The sequence below is a fragment of the Streptomyces sp. NPDC043680 genome, from assembly GCF_056436685.1.
In genome coordinates, this window is record NZ_JBWKCE010000007.1 from 93332 (window position 1) to 114369 (window position 21038).

Here is a 21038-nt window from a genome sequence, read left to right on the forward strand (position 1 = left end):
ACCGGTCAGGCTCCCGCTCAGGACACGTTCAACCTCCGAACCGACGGGCTGGCCACGGCCGTCAGGGCCAGCAGACACATCGCGCCACCCAGCCCCAGAACCGTCCAAGTGGCTCCGAAGTGATCCAGCAGGAGGCCCCCGGCCAGGGCCCCGAGGGGCACCGTGCCGTAGGCGACGAGTGTCGCCACACTCAGCAGCCGGCCCTGCATCTCGTCCGGTGTCACCTTCTGCTGGTACACCGCCGCCGCCACGTTCCACAGCGCGCCCGCGTAGCCCATACCCGCGAACAGGGCTCCAAGGGCCACCGTGTCGCGTACGTAGGCCACTTGCGGCATCAACAGGGCCCAGGCGACGTTGCAGCCGATGACGACGGCCGGCAGGGACACTTTGCGCATCCACCAGGAGGCGGTGAGCGCGCCCAGCGTGCCGCCCACGCCGGAGAGGGCGAAGATCAGGCCGATGGTGAACCCGACCTGGCCGTCGGAGCCGCCCTGCTCCCGCACGATGTACTGCAGGGCCAGGCTGAGCCCGGCGAAGAGCATGTTGGTGCCCGCGATCAGCCCGGCGAGCACCCGGACGAACGGCTGGCTCCATGCCCAGACCAGGCCGACCCTCAGCTCCGTGAAGAAGCCTTTCAACCCGCCCGACGGCTTGCTCGCCCGCTCTGCCCCGAACTCCCTCTTGATCACGAGCAGAGTGAACAGCGACACCACGTTGGAGAGCGCCGTGCACAGAAAGGGCGCCCAGCGCACCAGCCCGAACAGCAGGCTGCCGAGGGGCTGCCCCAACAGACCCGCCGCACGCTCACGGGCCTCGTTCCGGGACAGCGCCCGGGACAGGTCCTCCGGCCGCACCAGGTGGCGTACGGCGGCCCGCTCCGAAATCCGGTAGAGGATCGTCAGACCGGACTCGACGAACGCCACGGTGGTCACGTGCGCCAGCCAGAAGTGCCCGGCCAGCAGCGCGGCCACCAGCGAACCGACCGCTGCCAGCCGCCCGATGTCGCACGCCATCATCAACCGGCGCCGGTCCAACCGGTCTATGACTCCCCCGGCGAGGAGCTGAAGGACGTACGGCAGGTTGGCGCAGAAGGCCACGACTCCCGCATCGCCCGCCGACCCCGTGTGGGCGATGACCAGCATCGGGTACGCGATCACACTGATCCGCGAGCCGATGAAGGAGATCCCCGCTCCGGCCCACAGCAGCCGGAAGTCGCGGTTCTCGCGCAGCGCCGGCGGCTGCGGGCGCTGCGCGGGCTCCTGCGTCGCGGTCTGCTCGCTCACGCCTCCATCACGTCCCGCACCAGCTCCGCGAGCCGGTCGGCGGCAGGTGCTCCCAGGATGTCCTCGTGGCCGCCCGGCACGCGCGTCACCCGCAAACCCCCGCCCGCCAGTTCGGCCCAGCGGGCCAGGTACTTCTCGTAAGGGTGACCGCACGAAACCGAGTGGGTCCCCGCCGCGCACTCGTCGGTCACCACCACGTGGACCGGGGAGACGGTCGGCGGGTAGCGGTACTCGCCCGTCGCCCGGGTCAGCGCCCGCCACGTCTCCAGATGTCCGGCGAGATCCGCACGCGCCTCCTCGTCCACCTGTCCGGGAAACACACGCGCCGAGTCGGGAGCCGGATCCAGGTCGGCGAGCGGGTCGATCAGCAGCAGCCGCGGGACGGCAGAGCCTCGTTCGGTCAGCAGCCGGGCCATCTCCCACGCGAGCGTGGCGCCCGAGGACCAGCCGAGCAGCGTGTGCGGGCCCTGGGGACGAACGGCGAGCAGCTCGGCGACATAGCGCGCCGCCATCTGGCCCACGGTGCCGGTCCGGCGGCACTCGAACGCCACGAGCGGCCGCTCGCCCTCCAGCGCGCCGGCCAAGGGCAGGAACCAGTGCGCGCTGCCCCCCTCGGTGTGGGGCACGACCAACGGCATGCCCTCGGTGGTGGCGTTGAGCCGCACGAGGGAGTGCTCCTGCGCCGTCACGGGGGTCGCCTCGAGCCGTGCCGCGAGTCCTGCGACCGTACGGCCCTCCAGGACGTCCCTCGGGGTGATCGTCAAGCCCTGCTTCTTGGCCATCGCGACGATCCGCAGCATCAGCAGCGAGTGGCCGCCGAGGTCGTGGAAGTCGTGTTCCACCCCGATCTCGGGCACGCCCAGCGCCGTAGCCCAGATCTCGGCCAGCGTCCGCTCGGTCGCGTTGCGCGGGGCGACCGCCTCCCGTGCCGGACCGGCCTCGTCCGGCACGACCAGCGCCTTGCGGTCGACCTTGCCGTTCTGGTTCAGCGGCACCTTCTCCAGGGCGACGAACACCGAGGGCACCATGAACGCGGGCAGCCGGAGGGCGCAGTGCGCCGCCAGCTCGGCCGGCTCGGGAAGCGCCCCCTCGACCGGCACGTACCAGACCGCCAGGCTGTCCCGGTGTACGCCGACGATCACGTCGCGGAGCATCTCGTGGGCGGCGAGCACCGACTGGACCTCCCCTGGCTCGATGCGGTACCCGCGGATCTTGATCTGGTCGTCGGCCCGGCCCAGGAAGTCGACGTTCCCGTCCGGCAGCACCCGGCCGATGTCCCCGGTCCGGTAAAGACGGGAGCCGGGCGGGCCGAACGGATCGGGCCTGAAGGACGCCGCCGTACGGGCCGGCAGTCCGGCGTACCCCCGGGCGAGCCCCGCGCCGCCGATGTAGACCTCGCCGTTGACGCCGACCGGCAGCGGCTGCATGAACCGGTCCAGCACGTACATCGTGGTGTTGGGGATCGGCAGACCGATCGGCACCACGTCACCCCCGCGCGGGCCGTCGATGTCGTACGTGCTGTTGGCGACCGAGATCTCCGTCGGCCCGTACTCGTTGAGCAGCAGCGGTCCGTCGTGTTCGCCGACCAGGTCGTACCAGCGGTCCACGATCCGGCCCGGGAACGAGTCCGCCCCCACGGCCAGCAGCGAGGTGAGCGCGGCCGCTCGGTCGGCATCCAACTGGTGTGTGAGCAGATCGAGATGGCCTGGAGTCATCTTGATGAAGCTGAACGGAGCCGCTTCCGAAAGGAGGCGGCCCAGGTCCTCCATCGCGAAGCCCTCGGGCAGCAGCGTGACCGGCTCGCCCTTCATGAGCGGCGCGTAGATGTTCGGCACCACCATGTCGAAGGCGATCGACGAGAACAGGGGGGCCCCGCCCGTGCCGTGGGCACCGTAGGCCTCCACGGCCCACCACAGGTAGGTGGCCAGGCCGCGGTGCGGGATCTGAACACCCTTGGGGCGGCCGGTGGAACCGGAGGTGTAGATGATGTAGGCCAGCGTCTCCGGGTCCGTCGGACTCGCGGCCTCCGGGGCCGTGGAGGCCCTGCCCGCGCCGGCCGCGATCAGCGTACGTCCGGTGAACCCTGCCGTGACGGCGGTGTGCTTCTGTTCGGTGAGCACCACCCTCGCCCCCGAGTCCTCCAGCATGTAGCCGATCCGTTCGGCGGGCAGCGCCGGATCAAGCGGCACGTACGCGCCGCCGGCCTTCCAGATGCCGAGGAACGCGGCGATGAGTTCCGGGCTCCGGTCGAGCAGCACTCCGACCGTGGACTCCGGGCCGACGCCCAGCTCCCGCAGATGGTGCGCTATGCGATTGGCCCACTCGTCCAGGTCGCGGAACGACAGCTGGACGTCGCCACCGAAGGCCACCACGGCGATCGCGTCGGGAGTCGTGCGCGACCGCTCCTCGATGACCTCGTGGACGCAGCCGGTGGGGCGTTCGGCGGTGCGGCTGTTCCACTCCCCCAGTTGCCGGTCGCGCTCCCCGCGGGGCAGGTAGGTGGCGCGCGCGTCCCCGTCGGCTCCGGCGGCCATCGCTTCCAGGACCGCGCGGTACATCCGCCCGATCCGCTCGGCGTTCACGCGGCTCAAGGTTCCGGTGGAGGTCGACAGAACGATGTGCCCGTCGGCCGTGGTGACGGTGAGGGCCAACTCGTTCGTGGACTCCCCGGTGACTTCGGCCGTGTCCACCAGGTCCGTCTCCAGCTCCTGGAAGTCCAGGTAGTTGAAGAGTACGTCGATCATCCGACCGCCGCCCAAGGCGCGCTGGATGGCGGGCAGCGGGTGGCGGCGGTGCGGCCACAGCTCGACCTCGCGGGCGAAGACCATTTCGACCATGTCCCCCCAGGTCCGCGCGCTGCGGTCGAAGGCGAACGGCACCGAGTTCAGGTACATGCCGTAGACGCGCTCCGCGCCCGCGGACTCGGGCCGCGCGTCACACACCAGCCCGCCGAAGAAGGCATCCTCGTCGGTGAGCTGGCTCATCACCTTCAGGTGCGCGGCGTGGAGCACGCTCTTGATCGACGCCCGCGCGCCCGTCGCCAGGCTCCGCAGCCGCTCGTCCAGGTCCCGGTACGCCACCTTCACCCGGAACGGTGTGTCAGGGCCTTCCTCGTCTCCCCAGCCCGCGGGCAGGGTGAGCTTGGGGAGGCCGGCCACTGTCCGCTCCCAGTAGGAGCGGTCCGCATCATCGGCGAGTGACGCCAGTTCGCCCGCGACGAAGTCGGCGTAGCGGACGGCGGGAGGTTCGTACGGCAGAAGTTCCAGGCCGTCGCGCAGCCACTCGTACACGCCGATCAGCTCGGTGAGGAGCGAGTGGTGGCTCCAGCCCTCCAGGATGGCGTGGCAGTGGGTTGCGGTCAGCCACCAGTCGCCGTCTCCGCCGATGTGGACGGCCAGCCGCAGCAGGGGAGCCTTCGCCAAATCGAACAGCTCGCGCCGCTCGCTGGCGGTGAACTCCCGCAGAGCGGTGATTCGTTCCTCCTCCGTGAGGCCGCGCAGGTCGTGCACGGCGACGGGCAGGGCGGTGCGCTGGTGGACCAGCTGGAGCGGCACGGTGTACGCGTCCAGCTCGATCGAGGTCCGCAGCACGTCGTGCCGGGAGGTGAGGATCTGCGCGGCCTCCCGCAGGGCGTCCGCCGAGAACGGTCTGCCGTCACGGATCCGGAAGGAGCTGACGTTGTGGTAGTTGCGTTCGCCGCCCTCACCCGACAGCATCTCGACGAGCATGCCGAGCTGGACCTGTGACAGCGGGTAGGCGTCGTCGAGACCGCGGGGCAGGGCCGCCCGGTCCTCGGCGGGCACCAGGGCGAAGGGCTCCGTGAAACGCTCGGGGCCCGCGGTGCCCGCGCGGCCCTCCAGGATCTGCGCGAGGCCGGCCACCGTGCGGTGCGCGAACACGTCCTGCACCGAGACGTCGAAGCCGCCCCGGCGCAGGGCGCCGACGAGTGAGACCGCCTTGATCGAGTCGCCGCCGAGGTCGAAGAAGCCGTCCTCGGCCCCGACCCGCTCCACGCCCAGCACGTCTCGCCAGACTGCGGCGATGCGCTCCTCCGACGCCGAACGCGGGGTGATGTACTCCTCGTCCGAAGGGCCCCATGACGGGTCGGGCAACTGTGCCCGGTTCACCTTGCCGTTGGCGGTCAGCGGAATGCGGTCCAGCGTGACGGTCGCCGTCGGCAGCATGTACGCGGGCAGCCGCGCGGAGAGGTGCTCACGCAGCTCGGCCGCGGCCGGGGCGGCGCCGGGCGCCGCCACCACATAGCCGATCAGTTCCTTGCCGCCGCCGTCGGCCGCGCGGGCCACCACCACGGCCTGGCGGATCAGCGGGTGGGCGGTGAGCGCCGACTCGACCTCCCCCGGCTCGATGCGGTAGCCGCGGACCTTGACCTGGTCGTCGGTGCGGCCGAGGAAGTCCACACCGCCATCGGGCAGTACGCGTGCCAGGTCGCCGGTGCGGTAGAGCCGGGATCCCGGCGCACCGTACGGGTTGGGTACGAACCGCTCGGCGGTCGGGCCCGAGCGGCCCAAGTAGCCGCGGGCCAGGCCGTCACCGCCGATGTAGAGCTCACCCGTGACGCCCGCCGGCACCGGTTCCATGAACCGGTCCAGCACGTGCAGTGTGGTGTTCGGGAGAGGTCGGCCGATGGGCAGTTGCTCACCGGTTTCCGAGCCGTCGGCGAAATGCACCGCGTTGCCGACGGTGGCCTCGGTCGGTCCGTATTCGTTGACCAGCTTGACCTGGCGGCCCCCGCGGCACAGTCGCTGCCAGCGGGAGGCGAGGGCTGTCGAGAAGGCCTCGCCTCCCACGACCGTCATCCCGGCGATCTCCGCTGCCTGGCGCGGGCCGAGCTGTTGCGTCAGGAGGTCGAGCAGCGCGGGCGCCGCCTTGACGAAGCTGAACGGCCCGTTCTCCAGCAGCAGCAGGCCAAGGTCCTCGACGGGGTAGTCCGCCGGGAACACCGTGACGGGCTGCCCCGTCATGAGAGGCGCCCAGAGGATGGGGACGACCATGTCGAAGGCGGTCGAGGACAGCAGCGGGGCACCGCCCGTGCCGCATGCGGCGTACTCCTCGACCGTCCACCAAAGGTAGTTGGCCAGTCCGCGGTGGGTGATCTGGACGCCCTTCGGGCGTCCGGTGGAGCCGGAGGTGTAGATGACGTACGCGATCAGATCGGGGTCGATGACACGCCTGGGCGCTGTGGCCGGCCGGGCCGCGATGGCCGCTGCGTCACGGGCGAGCACGACGGTCCGCCCGCCGTGGGCCGGAAGCCCGAGCTCGCTGTCGGTGATCACCACGGACGATCCGGAGTCGCCCAGCATGTAGCCGATCCGTTCCTGCGGCAGGGCGGGGTCCAGCGGGACGTACGCTCCGCCCGCCTTCCACACGGCGAGGAAGGCGACCAGCAGCTCGGGCCCGCGTTCGAGGAGCACGCCGACCGAGCGGTCCGGCCCGACGCCGAGGTCACGCAGGTGGTGCGCGAGCCGGTTGGCCCGCTCGTCCAGCTCCCGGTAGGAGATCCGGACGCCGTCCTCGGTGCCGACGACGGCGACGGCGTCGGGCGTCCTGGCCGCCTGCTGCTCGATCACCTCGACGACGGTGCCCGCCAGGCGGACCGCTGTCACGCCGGTGTTGTGCGCCGACAGCAGCTCGTGCTCGGCCGCAGGCAGGTACGCCGCCGTGGCATCACCCTCCGGATCGGTGGCCATGGCCTCGAGGACCAGCCGGTACATCCCGGCGATCCGCTCGGCGTTGGCCCGGCTCAGCGAGCCGGTGGAAGTGGCGAGCGTGAGGCTGCCCCCGGCCGTGGTGACGGCCAGGGCGAACTCCGTGCCACCTTCGGCGAGGGCGCCGGCCGTGTCGACCATGTCCGTCTCAAAGGCCTGGAAGTCCAGGTACGTGAAGTGGACGTCCACCAGACGGCTCGTGCCCAGGGCGCGCTGGATCGCGGGCAGCGGGTGCCTGCGGTGCGGCCACAGCTCGATCTCGCGGGCAAAGGTCTGCTGGGCGAGCTCCGACCAGGTTCGGGCGCCTCGATCGAACGTGAAGGGCACGGTATTGAGGTACATGCCGTATACGCGGTCGGCGCCGATGGCCTCGGGCCGTGCGTCGCACGCCAGCCCGGTGAGGAAGCTGTCCTCCTCGGTGAGCTGGCTCATCACCTTCAGATGCGCGGCGTGCAGCACGCTCTTGAACGAGGTGCGGGACCGGGCTGCCAGCGCCCGCAGCGCCTCCTCCAGGTCGCGGTAGGGCACGTCGAGGCGGAACGGCGTGCCGGGACCGTCGCCTTCCGTGCTGTCGCCCCAGCCCTCGGGCAGGGTGAACTTGTGCCGGCCGGCCGTGGCGCCCTTCCAGTACGCCTGGTCCTCTTCGGAGGCCAGCGACTTCTGCTCGGCCGCGATGAAGTCGGCGTAACGGACCGCGGGGCGCTCGTACTGCGGCAGGTCGACACCGTCCCGCAGCCGACCGTACGCGCCGACCAGCTCGGTCAGCAGCCCGTGGTGGCTCCAGCCGTCCAACGCGGCGTGGCACTCGGCGACCGTCAGCCACCAGTTGTCGTCGTCGGCGATGTGAACGGTCATGCGCAGCAGCGGAGCGGTGCCGATGTCGATCGGCGACCGCCGCTCCCGCGCGGTGGACTCGGTGACGGCCCTGGTGATGTCGGCCTGTGCCTGTCCGCGCAGATCGTGCACGGTCAACGGAATCTGCGCCGTCGGATGCACCAGTTGGAGCGGCACCGAGTAGGTCGTCAGGTCCAGCGACGTGCGCACGATCTCGTGCCGCTCCGCGACGAGCCGGGCGGCCTCGCCCAGTGCGTGAGCGGAGAACGGCACCCCGTCACGGATCCGAAAGGCCTCCACATTGTGGTACAGGCCATCGCCCCGGCCCGTCAGCATCTCGACGACCATGCCGAGCTGGAGCTGCGAGAGCGGGTACGCGTCGGCCAGCCCGGCCGGCAGCGCAGACCGGTCCGCCTCCGGCACCAGCGCGAACGGCTCGGTGGGCGCCTCGGACACGGCCGGGGCGGGCCGACCGCTCAGGTGGGCGCTGAGTCCGGCGACCGTACGGTGAGCGAACACGTCCCGTGCCGACACGTCGTAGCCTGCTGCGCGCAGCGAGCCGACCAGCCCGATCGCCTTGATCGAGTCGCCTCCGAGGTCGAAGAAGCCGTCCTCGGCGCCGACCCGCTCGATGCCCAGCACCTCGGACCAGATCACGGCGATGCGCTGCTCGTCAGCCGTCCGGGGGGCCAGGTAGGCGCGCGCACCCGGTCGGGCGGTGGGGGCGGGCAGCGCCCGGCGGTCCACCTTGCCCGCCGTGTTCAGCGGCAGGGCGTCCATTTCCACCGCCACCGCCGGGATCATGTAGTCGGGCAGGACCAGGGCGAGGCGCTGCGCGAGGGCCTCGGTGCTGCCGACGACGTAGGCGACGAGGATGTGGCCGTCATCGCCCTCGCCGTAGGCAAGCACGGCAGCGTCCCGCACCTGGTCCAGCGCCAGCAACTGAGCCTCGATCTCGCCCAGTTCGATCCGGTGTCCCCGCACCTTGACCTGGTGGTCGGTGCGTCCCAGGAACTCCAGGTCGCCGTCCGGGCGCACCCGGACCAGGTCGCCGGTACGGTAAAGCCGTTCGCCGTCGGCCGCAGGGTGCGAGACGAACCGCTCCGCCGTGAGGTCCGGCCGGCCGAGGTAGCCGCGGGCCACACCGGCGCCGCCGATGGCGAGTTCACCGATGACGCCGACCGGCACCCGCCGACCTCGTGCGTCGAGCACGTACACGCTCGTGTTGGTGATCGGCCGGCCGATCAGGACGTCAGTGACGTCCGCCGGGACCTCCCAGGCCAGCGACCAGATGGTCGTCTCGGTCGGACCGTACACGTTGACCAGGCGGTGCACCCGGGCGCGCAGATCGCGGGCGAGGGGCGCGGGCAGCGTCTCACCGCCCGCGAGGGCCGTGACGCCCGGCTCGTCGAAACCGGCCTCCAGGAGAACCTTCCAACCGGAAGGGGTCGCCTGGACGTGGCTCACCCGCTGGTCGCGGATCAGGGCAAGCAGCGCCTCGCCGTCCTTCGCCTCGCCGTCACCGGCCAGCACGACACGGGCACCGGTCGTCAGCGGCAGGAACAGCTCCAGCCCGGAGATGTCGAAGGACAGTGACGTGGAGGCCAGCCAGGTCTCGGCGCCGACCAGACCGTCCATGGCGCCGAGCAGGTTCGTCAGCGCACCGTGCGTGACGGCGACGCCCTTGGGACGACCGGTGGAACCGGACGTGTAGATGACGTACGCGAGCCGGTTCGCGTCGGAGGGCTCGCGCGCGAGCACCGGGCCGGCGAGGGCCTCGGACAGCAGCACGGGCCGCGCCACCCGCCCCGCGTGCGTCGGCTCGGTGACGACCGTGAGGGCGCCGGCGTCGGCGAGGGTGTAGGTGATCCGGTCGTCCGGCAGGGCCGGGTCGAGCGGAAGGTAGGCGGCCCCCGCCTTCCAGATGCCCAGCAGGACCGCGAGGAGGTCCGGTGTACGGGAGAGCAGGACGCCGACCACCGACTCCGGGCCCGCGCCGAGGGCGCGCAGGCGCCCCGCGACCCGGTCCGACCGCTCGTCCAGCTCGCGGTACGTCAGGGACGTGCCGGCGCCGCTGACCGCGACGGCGTCGGGGCGCAGCCGGGCGTGGACGTGCACCAGTTCGTGCGCGGCGGAGTCGAGGCGCTCGGCCGTCGTCTCGTTGAGCGCGTCGAGCAGTTCGTGCTCGCCGTCGAGGAGCGGGACCTGGGAGGCGTCGCCGTCGGGGTCGGCCAGCATCAGCTCCAGGACGGCGCGGTAAAGCGCCGTCAACCGGTCCGCGTTGGCCTTGCTGATCACATGCGTGTTGACGGTGATCGAGAAGTGCTTCGCCTGGGTGGTGACCCGCAGCGAGAACTCGTTGGGACTGATGTCGATCGTCTTGATGTAGTCGACGAGGTCGGTGTCGACCACATGGAAGTCGATGAAGTTGAAGTAGACGTCGATCAGCCGCTCGCCACCCGCCGCCCGCTGGATCGCGGGGATCGGATGCCGCCGGTGCGGCCAGATCTCGATCTCCCTGGCGAAGACCTGCTGGACCAGCTCCACCCACGTCCGCGCACTGCGGTCGAAGGGGAAGGGCACTGTGTTGAGGTACATGCCGTGGACACGGTCGGCGCCTTGCTTCTCGGGCCGGGTGTCGCAGACCAGACCCGAGAAGAACTCGTCCTCCTCGGTGATCATGCTCATCACCTTGAGGTGCACCGCGTGCAGCACGCTCTTGAGCGAGACCCGGGCCTGTGCGGCGAACGCCTTGATCTCGTCGAGCACGTCGGAGAACGGGACGCCCGTGCGGTAGGTCTCGCGGGGTGCGCCCAGATCTCCGTGCCACCCGGCCGGCAGCCGCAGGGCCGACCGTCCGGACACGATGCCCGACCAGTACGCCCGGTCCTCCTGAGAGGCCAGCGACTTCTGCTCGGCCGCGATGAAGTCGGCGTACCGGACGGCGGGTTGCTCGGCCGGCTCGGGCTGCTCGCCCGCGCGCAGCGCGCGGAAGAGGTGCAGGACCTCCATGAGCAGCTGGTGGTAGCTCCAGCCCTCCAGCACCGGGTGGCACTCGGTGATGGAGAACCACCAGACGCGGTCCTCCGTGAGGTGCGCGGTCAGGCGCAGCAACGAAGGCTTTGCGAGGTCGAACATCCGCTCGCGTTCCTCGGCCATCCACTGGCGGATCGCCGGGTCCTGCTCCTGCTCGGGCAGTCCGCGCAGGTCGTGGACCGCGGAGGGTACGTGGGCGGTGGCGTGCACCAGCTGGATCGGCTGTGAGTAGGCGGACAGCTCGAAGGAGGTGCGGAGGTTCTCGTGGCGCTCGGCCACGATCTGCGCGGCCTGGTGAAAGGCTTCGGCCGAGAACGCGGCGTCGTCGGTGATCTTCATGGTGGTGACGTTGTGGTAGTTGCGCTCGCCGCTGTCGGCGAGCATCTCGACCACCATGCCCAGCTGCACGCCGGACATCGGGTAGGCGTCGACGACGCCCTCGGGCAGGCGTGCCCGGTCACGCTCGGAGATCATCGAGAACGGCTCGACCGGCGGTTCCTCGCCCACCAGGGCGGGCTGCCCGGACAGATGGGCGCACAGCGCGGCGACCGTCTGGTACTCGAAGATGTCGCGGACCGCGACGTCGAACCCGGCGGCGCGCAGCGCACCGGTCAGTGCCACCGCCCGCACCGAGTCGCCGCCGAGGTCGAAGAAGCCGTCCTCGACGCCCAGCTGGTCCAGGCCGAGGACGTCCCGCCAGATGGCCGCCACGCGCTCTTCGTCGGCGGTGCGTGGCGCGACGAAGCGAGTTCCGACCGCGAGGGCGGAACCGCCGGGAGCGGGCAGGGCGCGCTTGTCGAGCTTGCCGTTGACGGTCAGCGGCAGGCCCTCCAGGGTGACGAAGGCGGCCGGGACCATGTACGGCGCCAGCGTGCGACCGAGCTGGTCGCGCAGGCGCGACGGATCCACGGCACGACCCTCGGCGGGGACGACGTACGCCACGAGGCGCTTGTCGCCGGGAGTCTCCTCGCGGACGACCACCACGGCGTCCTGGACACCCTCGGTGGCGATCAGCTGGTTCTCGATCTCACCCAGTTCGATCCGGTAGCCGCGGATCTTGACCTGGTGGTCGATACGGCCGACGAACTCCAGATGCCCGTCGGCCATCCGGCGGGCGACGTCGCCGCTGCGGTACATGCGTGAGCCGGGCGGGCCGAACGGATCCGGGACGAAACGGTGCGCGGTCAGGTCCGGCCTGCCCAGGTAACCGCGGGCCACGCCCGGACCGGCCACGTGGATCTCGCCGGGCACGCCGGTGGGCGCCAGGTTGCCGTCCTGGTCGAGCAGGTAGATCCGCAGGTCGCCGAGCGGATCGCCGATCCGGTTGCCCGCCTGCCGGTCGAGGTCGGCCTCGGTGACCCTGTGGAAGGTCGAGTGGACCGTGGTCTCGGTGATGCCGTACATGTTCAGCAGCGCCGGCCGCTCCAGCCCCAGCCGGTCGGTCCACGGCCGCAGCTCGGGCACCTCCAGCTTCTCACCGGCGAAGACGACGGCGCGCAGCGCGAGCCGGTCCAGGCGAGGATCACCCTCCCCCGCCGCGGCGACCAGCGAACGGAACGCGGTCGGCGTCTGGTTGAGCACAGTCACCCGGTGCTCGACGAGCAGGTCGAGGAAGTCCTCGGGAGAGCGGGCGGTCTCGAAGGGCACCACGACAAGCCTGCCGCCGTACAGCAGGCACCCCCACAGCTCCCACACGGAGACGTCGAAGGCGTAGGAGTGGAACAGCGGCCACACGTCGGTGTCCGTGAAACCGTAGTGCCGTTCGGCGGAGGTGAGCAGCCGGGCGACGTTGGCGTGGCTGAGGGCGACGCCCTTGGGGCGGCCGGTCGAGCCCGAGGTGTAGATCGCGTAGATCAAGTTGTCGGGCGTGGCGAGCTCCTGCGGATCGCTCTCCGGGAGGGTACTCAGATCCTCCCGGTCCAGGACGACCGTCGCGCCCGCGTGGACTGCGGTGATCTTGTCCTCGTGGACGCTCTGGGTGATCACGATCTGCGCGGAGGCGTCCTCCAGCACGAAGCCCAGCCGGTCGGCCGGTGATGCAGGGTCCAGCGGCAGGTATCCCGCGCCGGACTTGAGGATGCCGAGGAGGGTGGGCACCAGGTGGGCTCCGCGCTCCAAACAGAGTCCGACCAGGGTCTCGGGGCCCGCGCCCAAGGCGCGCAGCCGGTGCGCGATGCGGTTGGCGCAGGCGTTGAGCTCGGAGTACGTCAGCGTCGTGCCGTCGGCGACGACGGCGACCGCGTCCGGCGTACGGCGCGCCTGCGCCTGGAACAGCTCGTGAACGGTGCGGTCGACACCGTGGTCGAAGAGGTCACCGCGGACGACAGGTCCCGCAGGGGTCAGGGCCGCGGTCTCGGCCACGTCGAGGATCTCGAGGGCGGAGAGCCGGGAGTCGGGCGACTCGGCAATCGAGCGCAGCAGCCGGCCGAAGTGGCGACCGAAACGCTCCACGGTCGGCGCGTCGAAAAGGGCTGTCGGGTAGAGGAATTCGCCGTCCAGCGATCCGTCCGGACGCTCGGTCATCAGCAAAGTGAGGTCGAACCGGGACGATTTGACGCCGATGGGGAACTCGCTCATGGTCAATCCGGGCAGCGTGGCCTCGAAGGAACCGCTGCTGCGCAGCCCGAGCATCACCTGGAACAGCGGGCTGCGCGACAGGTCGCGCTCCGGCGCCAGTTCCTTGACCAGGTGTTCGAACGGCACCTCCTGGTGGACCAGGGCGTCCGAGACCGTCTCCCGCGCGGTGGCGAGCAGATCGCGGAAGACCGGATCGCCCTCCCACGTACTGCGCAGCACCAGCGTGTTGACGAAGAAGCCCACGAGGTTCGCGACCTCGGGGCGGCCGCGGCCGGCGACGGGCGAGCCGACGCTGATGTCCCGCTCTCCGGTGTAGCGGTACAACAGCGCGTTGAACGCGGCGAGCAGTACGGCGTACAGGGTCGCGTCCTGCTCGCGGCCGATCTCGCGCAGCTTTGCGGCGAGTTCCGCGTCCACCCGGAACGGACGCATCTCGCCGGACCAGTCCCGCCGTGCCGGCCGCGGCCGGTCGGTGGGCAGCTCCAGCGGAGCGGCACCGGTCAGCCGCTCACGCCAGTGGACCAGTGCGTCCTGGTAGCTGCGGCGCTCGGTCAGGGTTTCACGCTCCCAGGCCGCGTAGTCGGCGTACTGGACGGCCAGCGGAGGCAGCGGGGAGGGGCGGCCCTCGATCCGAGCCTGGTAGAGGCCGCGCAACTCACGCAGCAGTACGTCGATGGACCAGCCGTCGAGCGCGATGTGGTGACAGGCGACGACCAGCACGTGGTCGTCCGCGGCCAGCCTCACCAGCCGCAGCCGGGCCGGCCACTCGTGCTCCAGCGTGAACGGCCGCAGGGTCTCCTCGACCGCGAACGTGTGGGCACGTGCCTCGCGGTCGGCCTCGGGCACGTCCGTGAAGTCGACCAGCTCGTAGTCGCCCGGGCCGGCCGGGTCGATGATCTGCACGGGCTCGCCACCGACCGTGCCGTACCGGGTGCGCAGCACCTCGTGCCGCTCCACCACCTCGGCCCAGGCATGGCGCCACGCGTCCTCGTCCAGGGCGCCCCGTATGCGCAGTGCGAGCGGCACCAGGTACTCGGCGGTGTCCGGGTCGAGCCGGTCGAGCAGCCACAGCCGGCGCTGCCCGTAGGACAACGGGAGCGGCTTGTCGCGGTCGACGCGCGGTATCCCGGTGCGGCGGCTCCTGCCGCCGCCCGCCAGGCGCCGGCGCAGCAGCTGCTCGCGCAGCGCGGCGGCGTCCGCGGTGGCGCCGGTGGCCGACTCCGCAGCCGGTCCACCGACGGCTCCGGTTCCGGCAGGCGGGTTCGTCTGGCCGGTGCTCATGACTCGTACCCCTTCAGCTGTGTCGCGTCCGCCACCAGTTCGGCGTCGGACATGGCGGCGATCTCGGCCCTGATCTGTTCCTCGACGGCGGCCGCCTGTTCGGCGACGGTCGGCCCCTGGAACACCGCGCGGACCGGCAGGTCCACGTCGAACTCGTCCTGGATGCGGGAGATGAGCCGGACCGCCAGGAGGGAGTTGCCGCCCATCTGGAAGAAATTGCCGTGGATGCCGGCGTCGACGCCGAGCAGCGCCGTCCAGATCTCGTTGATCCGGGTCTCCACCGGATCGCGCGGTGCCCGGTGGCCCGCGGCGGCGACGACGGACGACAGGTCGGGGGCGGGCAGGGCGTGCCGGTCGACCTTCCCGTTGCGGTTGAGCGGCACCGCGTCGATCTCCATGAACAGCAAAGGCACCATGTAGTCCGACATCCGTTGCGCGCAGTGCGCGGACAGCACCGCGGGGGCGGGCAGTCCGTCCCCGGCCGGCACGCAGTACGCGACCAGGCGCTTGTCCCCCGCGGCGGACTCGTCGACGACGACGACCGCCTCCCGGACGTCCGGGTGGGCACCGAGGACCGCGGCGATCTCGCCGGTCTCGACGCGGTAGCCGCGGATCTTGACCTGTCCGTCGATGCGGCCGAGGAAGTCGACCGCGCCGCCGGGCAGGAGCCGGGCCAGGTCACCGGTCCGGTAGAGCCGGGACCCCGGCTCGCCGTACGGGTTGGGCACGAAGCGCTCCGCCGTCAGGGCCGGCTGGTCCACGTAACCGTGGGCCAGGCCCGCTCCGGCGACGTACAGCTCACCGGTCACCCCCACCGGCAACTGGCGCAGCTCCGCGTCCAGCACGTGCGTGGTGACACCGGGCAGCGGACGGCCGATCGGCACGATCTCGCCGGACTGCTCGCCCGTCACCGGGTGGATGGTGGAGCCGACGGACGCCTCGGTCGGCCCGTACTCGTTGATCAGCCGGCCGTCACCCAGGATCCCCCGCCAGTGCTCCGCGAGTCGCGTCGGAAGGCCTTCCCCCGCGACGACCAGCACGGAGGCGAGAGATGCCGCCTGCTCGGTGCTGAGCTGGTGGGTGAGCAGCTCCAGATGGCCCGGCGTGAGCTTGATGAAGCTGAACGGACCGGCCTCGGCCAGTGTCCGGCCCAGGTCCGTCACCGGCAGCTCCCTGGGCAGCAGGTGCACGGTCTGCCCGCACAGCAACGGCGCGTAGAGGTTCGGCACCACCAGGTCGAAGGCCGTCGACGAGAACACCGGCGCGCCCGTCGAGCCGTGTGAAGCCAGGTCGCGCACTGCCCAGCGCAGGTGCCCGGCCAATCCGCGGTGCGGCACCTGGACGCCTTTGGGGCGCCCCGTGGAACCGGACGTGTAGATCACGTACGCGGTGGCGTCCGGGTCGGCCGCCACGTCGAGTGACGCCGGGTCCTCCCCGGCCACCTCGTGCGTGAGGACCAGTGCCCCCTGCCACACCTCGCCGAGCACGGCCTCGTACGAGGGCTCGGAAATCACCGCCGTGGCACGGGAGTCGGCCAGCATGTACGCGATGCGGTCGGCCGGGAAGTCGGGGTCGACCGGCACGTATGCCGCCCCTGTCTTCCAGGTTCCGAGGAACGCGGCGAGCACGTCCGGTCCGCGCCCCAGCAGCACGCCCACCGTGTCGCCCGGTCGGACCCCGCGGCCGGACAGCCGGCGCGCGAAGCGGGCGGCCCGCTGATCCAGCTCGCGGTACGTCAGGTGCAGCGCACCGAAGGACACCGCGACCGCGTCGGGCGTCGCCGTCGCCTGCTCCTCGAACATGCGCAGCGTGTGGGAGGCCGGCCAGTCGGCGTCGGTGGTGCTCCACCGGGCCAGCTGTGCATGCTCGGCCTCGGAAAGCAGCTCCAGCTCCCCGGTGCGCCGGTGCGGGTCGGCCCCGGCCTGGGCGAGGACGCGTACGAAGTGCTCGGCGAGGCGTTCCACGGTGGGAGCGTCGAACAGAGCCGTGGCGTACTCGATGCCGCCGCTGTAGGAGCCGTCCTCGCGGCGCCGCAGGAAGAGCGTCAGGTCGGTCTTCGCGACGCCCCACGCCTGCGCCATGACGCCGGCGTCGGCGCCGCCGGACAGTCCGCCGGTCAGCTCCTGGTCGTGCAGGTCGAACGCCGCCTGGTAGAGCGGTGTGCGTGACAGATCGCGCTCCTGCTCCAGTTCCTGCACGACCCGCTCGAACGGAACGTCCTGGTGCGCGAAGGCGAACAGACTCGCCGCCCGGGTGCGGGCCACGGCTTCGGCGAAGGTCTCCTGCGGAGCGCCCTGGGAGCGCAGCGTCAGGGAGTTGAGGAAGAAGCCCGGTATCTCGGCGGTCTCCGGGCGCAGCCGTCCCGCCACCGGCGTGCCGATCGTCAGGTCCCACTGGCCCGTGTGCCGGGCGAGCAGCACGCAGTACGCGGCCGCCAGCGTCATGAACGGCGTGGCACCCTGCTCCCGGCCGACGGCGAGGGCGGCGTCGGCCACGTCCGCCGGCACCGTAAAGGAGACCACGGCGCCCCGGCCGTCGCGCAGGGCGGGCCTCGGCCGGTCGGTCGGCAGCTGGAGCGGCTCGCAGCCGTCCAGTACCGCGCGCCACGCGGCGAGTCCGGCGGCCATCCGCTCGTCCGTCAGCTCCCGGCGCTGCCACACCGCGTGATCGGCGTACTGAAGCGCCGGGACGGGCAGGACCTCGCCCGCGTACAGGGCTCGGAAGTCACGCTCCAGCAGGACGGCCGACCAGCCGTCGCACGCCAGATGGTGCAGGGTCAGCAGCAGTACGTCGCCGTCCTCGGCGTGGATCAGCAGTGCCCGCCACACCGGCCCCTCGGCCAGGTCGAAACCAAGACCCATCTCGGCCCGTGCCTCGGCCGCCAGGTCTCCGGTCGCGGCCTCCCGCAGCTCGCAGGCGACCTCCGCGCTGATCACCTGGCGCGGCTCGCCGTCGACCGACGGGTAGCGGGTGCGCAGGATCTCGTGGCGGGCCACGAGTGCCCGCAGGGCGTCGTGGACTGCTCCGAGGTCGGCCCGACCTTGCAGCCGTACGAACAGCGGCACGGTGAACTCCGCACTGCCCGGCGTCAGTCGGTCCAGGAACCACAGCCGCTCTTGGCCGAAGGACAGGGGCAGGATGCCGGTGCGGTCCGCCGGGGTGACCGGCGCCGGCGCGGCGCCGGCCCCGTCCAGCAGCCGCGCCTGCGCCTCGACCGTGAACGCGCCGTACAGGTCTTGGATGTGGATCGAGTCCCCCCCGCCCGACTCGGCGCGCAGCCGCCCGGCGAGCCGGACCAGCAGCAGGGAGTGGCCGCCGAGCTGGAAGAAGTCGTCGTGGACCGAGACCCGTTCCAGGCCCAGCAGCTCGGTCCATACGCGCGAGACGGTCTCCTCGGCGGCGGTGCGCGGGGCGACGTACGAGCCGCCGTCCGTGTCGAACACCGGGGCCGGCAGCGCCGCTCGGTCGATCTTGCCGTTGGCGAGCAGCGGGAACGTGTCCACCGGTACGAAGACGGAGGGGACGAAGGGCGCCGGCAGCCGGTCGCGGAGATGGCTGCGCAGTTCCGCCGGAGAGGGGGCGCCGCGCACGTGGGCGGCGAGCCGGACCGTACCGTCCGTGCCGCGGACGGCCGAGACGACCGCGCCGGACACCTCGGGGTGGGCGTTCAGGACCGCCTCGATCTCGCCGGGTTCGATGCGCACGCCGTCGACCTTGATCTGTTGGTCCAGGCGGCCCAGGTACTCCAGTTGGCCGTCCTCGCGCCAGCGGACGCGGTCGCCGGTACGGTACAGCCGGCTCCCCGGCTCACCGTACGGGTCTGGGACGAACCGCTCCGCCGTCTGGGCCGGGCGCCCGAGATAGCCGCGGGCGACGCCGGCCCCACCGACGTAGAGTTCCCCCGGCACTCCGAACGCGGCCGGGTCCCCGGACGGATCCAGCACCAGCAGTCGCACGTTGTCGACCGGACGTCCGATGGGCACCTGACCGGCCGCGAGCGCCGGGTCGTGGTGGCCCGCGGAAGCCTCGACGGTGCATTCGGTCGGGCCGTAGGCGTTCCACACCTCGGCCTTCACCCGCTCCAACAGCTCGGCGTGCAGCGGCTCGCCGCCGCACAGCAGCAGGCGCACCGAGTCGCACGTCCCCCAGGCCGGCTCCTCGATGAGCAGCCGCAGCACCGACGGGACCAGTTGCAGGATGGTCACCCCGTACTCGGCGACCGCACCCGCGATCACCTTCGCGTCGCGCTCCGCGCCGGCCGGCGCCATGACGAGCGTGGCACCCGCGGCCAGGGGGGCGAAGAACTCCCATACCGCCGCGTCGAAGCTGACCGGCGTGCGCTGGAGCACGCGGTCATGCTCGTCGATGCGGTGCAGGCGGATCTTCCAGTCGATGTGGTTGGTGATGCCTGCCTGCGTGACGACGACGCCCTTGGGCTCCCCGGTCGAGCCCGAGGTGTACAGGACGTATGCCGCGTTGGCCCCTTCGGCCTCTGGACAGGGCGCGGCCTCCGGCTGCGCGGCGGCAGGACCGGCGAGGGCGTCGGCGGCGATCAGGGGGCGCGCCCCGGTGCCGGCGAGTATCCCGGCCGCTGCCGCGTCCGTGACCACGACAGAGGCGCCGGTGTCGGACAGCAGGCGGCGCACACGGTCGGCGGGGTGGGTCGTGTCCAACGGTACGTAGGCGGCTCCGGCCTTCCAGATGCCGAGGAGCGCGACCACGAGGTCGAGCCCCCGGGGCAGAAGGACGCCCACGAGGCCTTCCGGGCCGACGCCCTGGGCACGCAGGTGGCCGGCCAGCAGGCCGGCGCGCTCTTCCAGTTCTGCGTACGTGAGGTGCCGCTGACCGTCGATCACGGCGACGGCGCTGGGCGACTGGGCTGCCCGCAGCGCAACACGGTGGTGGAGAAGGGGACTCAACACTGCTCCTTCAGCTGGGTCAGGAAGCGGTCTGCTCGGCCATCCGGCGGCGCAGGCTCAGGGGTCGCATGTCGGTCCACACCTCGGCGATGTGGGCGAGGCAGGCCTCGTGGGTGCCCTCGAAGCCCTCGGCGCGCCAGCCGGCCGGAAGTTCCCTGTCGGCCCACCAGAGCGAGTACTGCTCCTCGTCGTTGAGCACGACCCGGTGGGTGGTGGTTGCGTCGTTCACGGCGCTCATCAGCACTCCTCGTTGATTGAGTCGGGTGTTTCAGGTGATGGACGGTGGGTACGACTGCGCAGGGAGCGCAGCTGTACTCGAAGGAATATTCGGCCGCCCCCTATATCCCGCCTATACGGCGTGAGCTGGGCTGTGTCGTCGGTGCGCCGTAGTCGGCCGCCGCGCCCGCTCCCCCGCTCCCCCCGGTCGCCGATTCCGCGGACACGGCCGAAGCGGATCGGGTGCGCGTCCGGGTGAAGCCGCCCCGGTCAACGGCGCGAGGACGGCGCCCCGCCGAAGGTCGCCGCGGACGACCGCCCCGGCCGTCGGCGCTTCCCCCGGCTCACGGCGGGCGGCAATTTCCGGGCGAGGGCGGTGACCGGCGACCTCACGCGGCGGTCACCACGTCCCACCGTGCTGGTCGCGGAGGAGTTATGGGGCCGGTATAGGGCTCGCGGGCAGGGTCCCCCTCCGACACACGCGGCCCGACCGCGGGCCGATCGCCGCAGCAGTGGAGAGGTACATGTCCCATACCGTGCAACACCCCCAGCGTGTCGCCGTGTTCTGCGGGGCCAGACCGGGCCGCGCAGCTCATCACACCGACCTCGCGTATGCCTTCGGCCAGGCGCTCGGCGCCCGCGGCCTCGGACTGGTCTACGGAGCCGGCGGTGTCGGCGTGATGGGCGCGGTCGCTGACGGGGCCCTCGCCGCCGGCGCGGCCGTCACCGGCGTGATCCCGCACGATCTGCACGAGCGCGAGCGCCCCGACAAGGCCCGCGGCGAGATCTTCGTGGTCCGCAGCATGCACGAGCGCAAGGCGCGGATGTACCGGCTCGCCGAGGCCTTCGCCGTCCTGCCCGGCGGCTACGGCACACTGGACGAGCTCATGGAGGTCGCCACCTGGAACCAGCTCGGCCTCCACGACAAGCCGATCGTCCTGGTCAACGCGGGCGGCTTCTTCGACCCCTTGATCACCCTGCTCGACCACCTGGTGGCCGAGGGCTTCATGTCGGCCCGCGACCGCTCTTTCATCCAGGCGGGAACCGGCATTGAGGAGTGCCTCGATCTGCTGCACCTGGACACCCGTACGGTCGTGGCCGCGGGCTGACGGACCGCCGCACCACTCCTCGGGCTGCCCCTCGGTATCCGCGCTGAGCAACCCCGC

5 protein-coding genes are annotated in these 21038 nt (G+C 71.6%); 1 reads left to right on the top strand and 4 read right to left on the bottom strand.

All coding sequences use genetic code 11. The features are described 5' to 3' along the window. Positions 1-17: 17 nt before the first annotated feature. From AC0666_RS17140 to AC0666_RS17155, 4 genes are read right to left on the bottom strand one after another with little or no spacing between them, the layout of a single operon-like run. Entirely contained in the window at positions 18-1283 is a 1266-nt protein-coding gene (locus AC0666_RS17140; RefSeq protein ID WP_478707856.1) for an MFS transporter, read from the bottom strand. Next, entirely contained in the window at positions 1280-14737 is a 13458-nt protein-coding gene (locus AC0666_RS17145; RefSeq protein WP_478707857.1) for an amino acid adenylation domain-containing protein, read from the bottom strand. Before AC0666_RS17145 ends, AC0666_RS17140 begins: the two co-directional genes overlap by 4 nt. Then, the gene (locus AC0666_RS17150; protein WP_478707858.1) at positions 14734-19659 is read right to left on the bottom strand and encodes an amino acid adenylation domain-containing protein; all 4926 of its coding nucleotides are present in this window, start codon (positions 19657-19659) and stop codon (positions 14734-14736) included. Before AC0666_RS17150 ends, AC0666_RS17145 begins: the two co-directional genes overlap by 4 nt. A 16-nt stretch (positions 19660-19675) precedes the next feature. After that, positions 19676-19894, bottom strand: coding sequence for an MbtH family protein (locus AC0666_RS17155; protein WP_053788479.1), 219 nt, complete (start codon positions 19892-19894; stop codon positions 19676-19678). Between the two features lie 502 nt (positions 19895-20396). Here AC0666_RS17155 and AC0666_RS17160 point away from each other — a divergent pair. Continuing rightward, a complete protein-coding gene (locus tag AC0666_RS17160) occupies positions 20397-20981 on the top strand; it encodes an LOG family protein (protein WP_478707859.1) in 585 nt (194 codons plus the stop codon). Positions 20982-21038 lie beyond the last annotated feature (57 nt).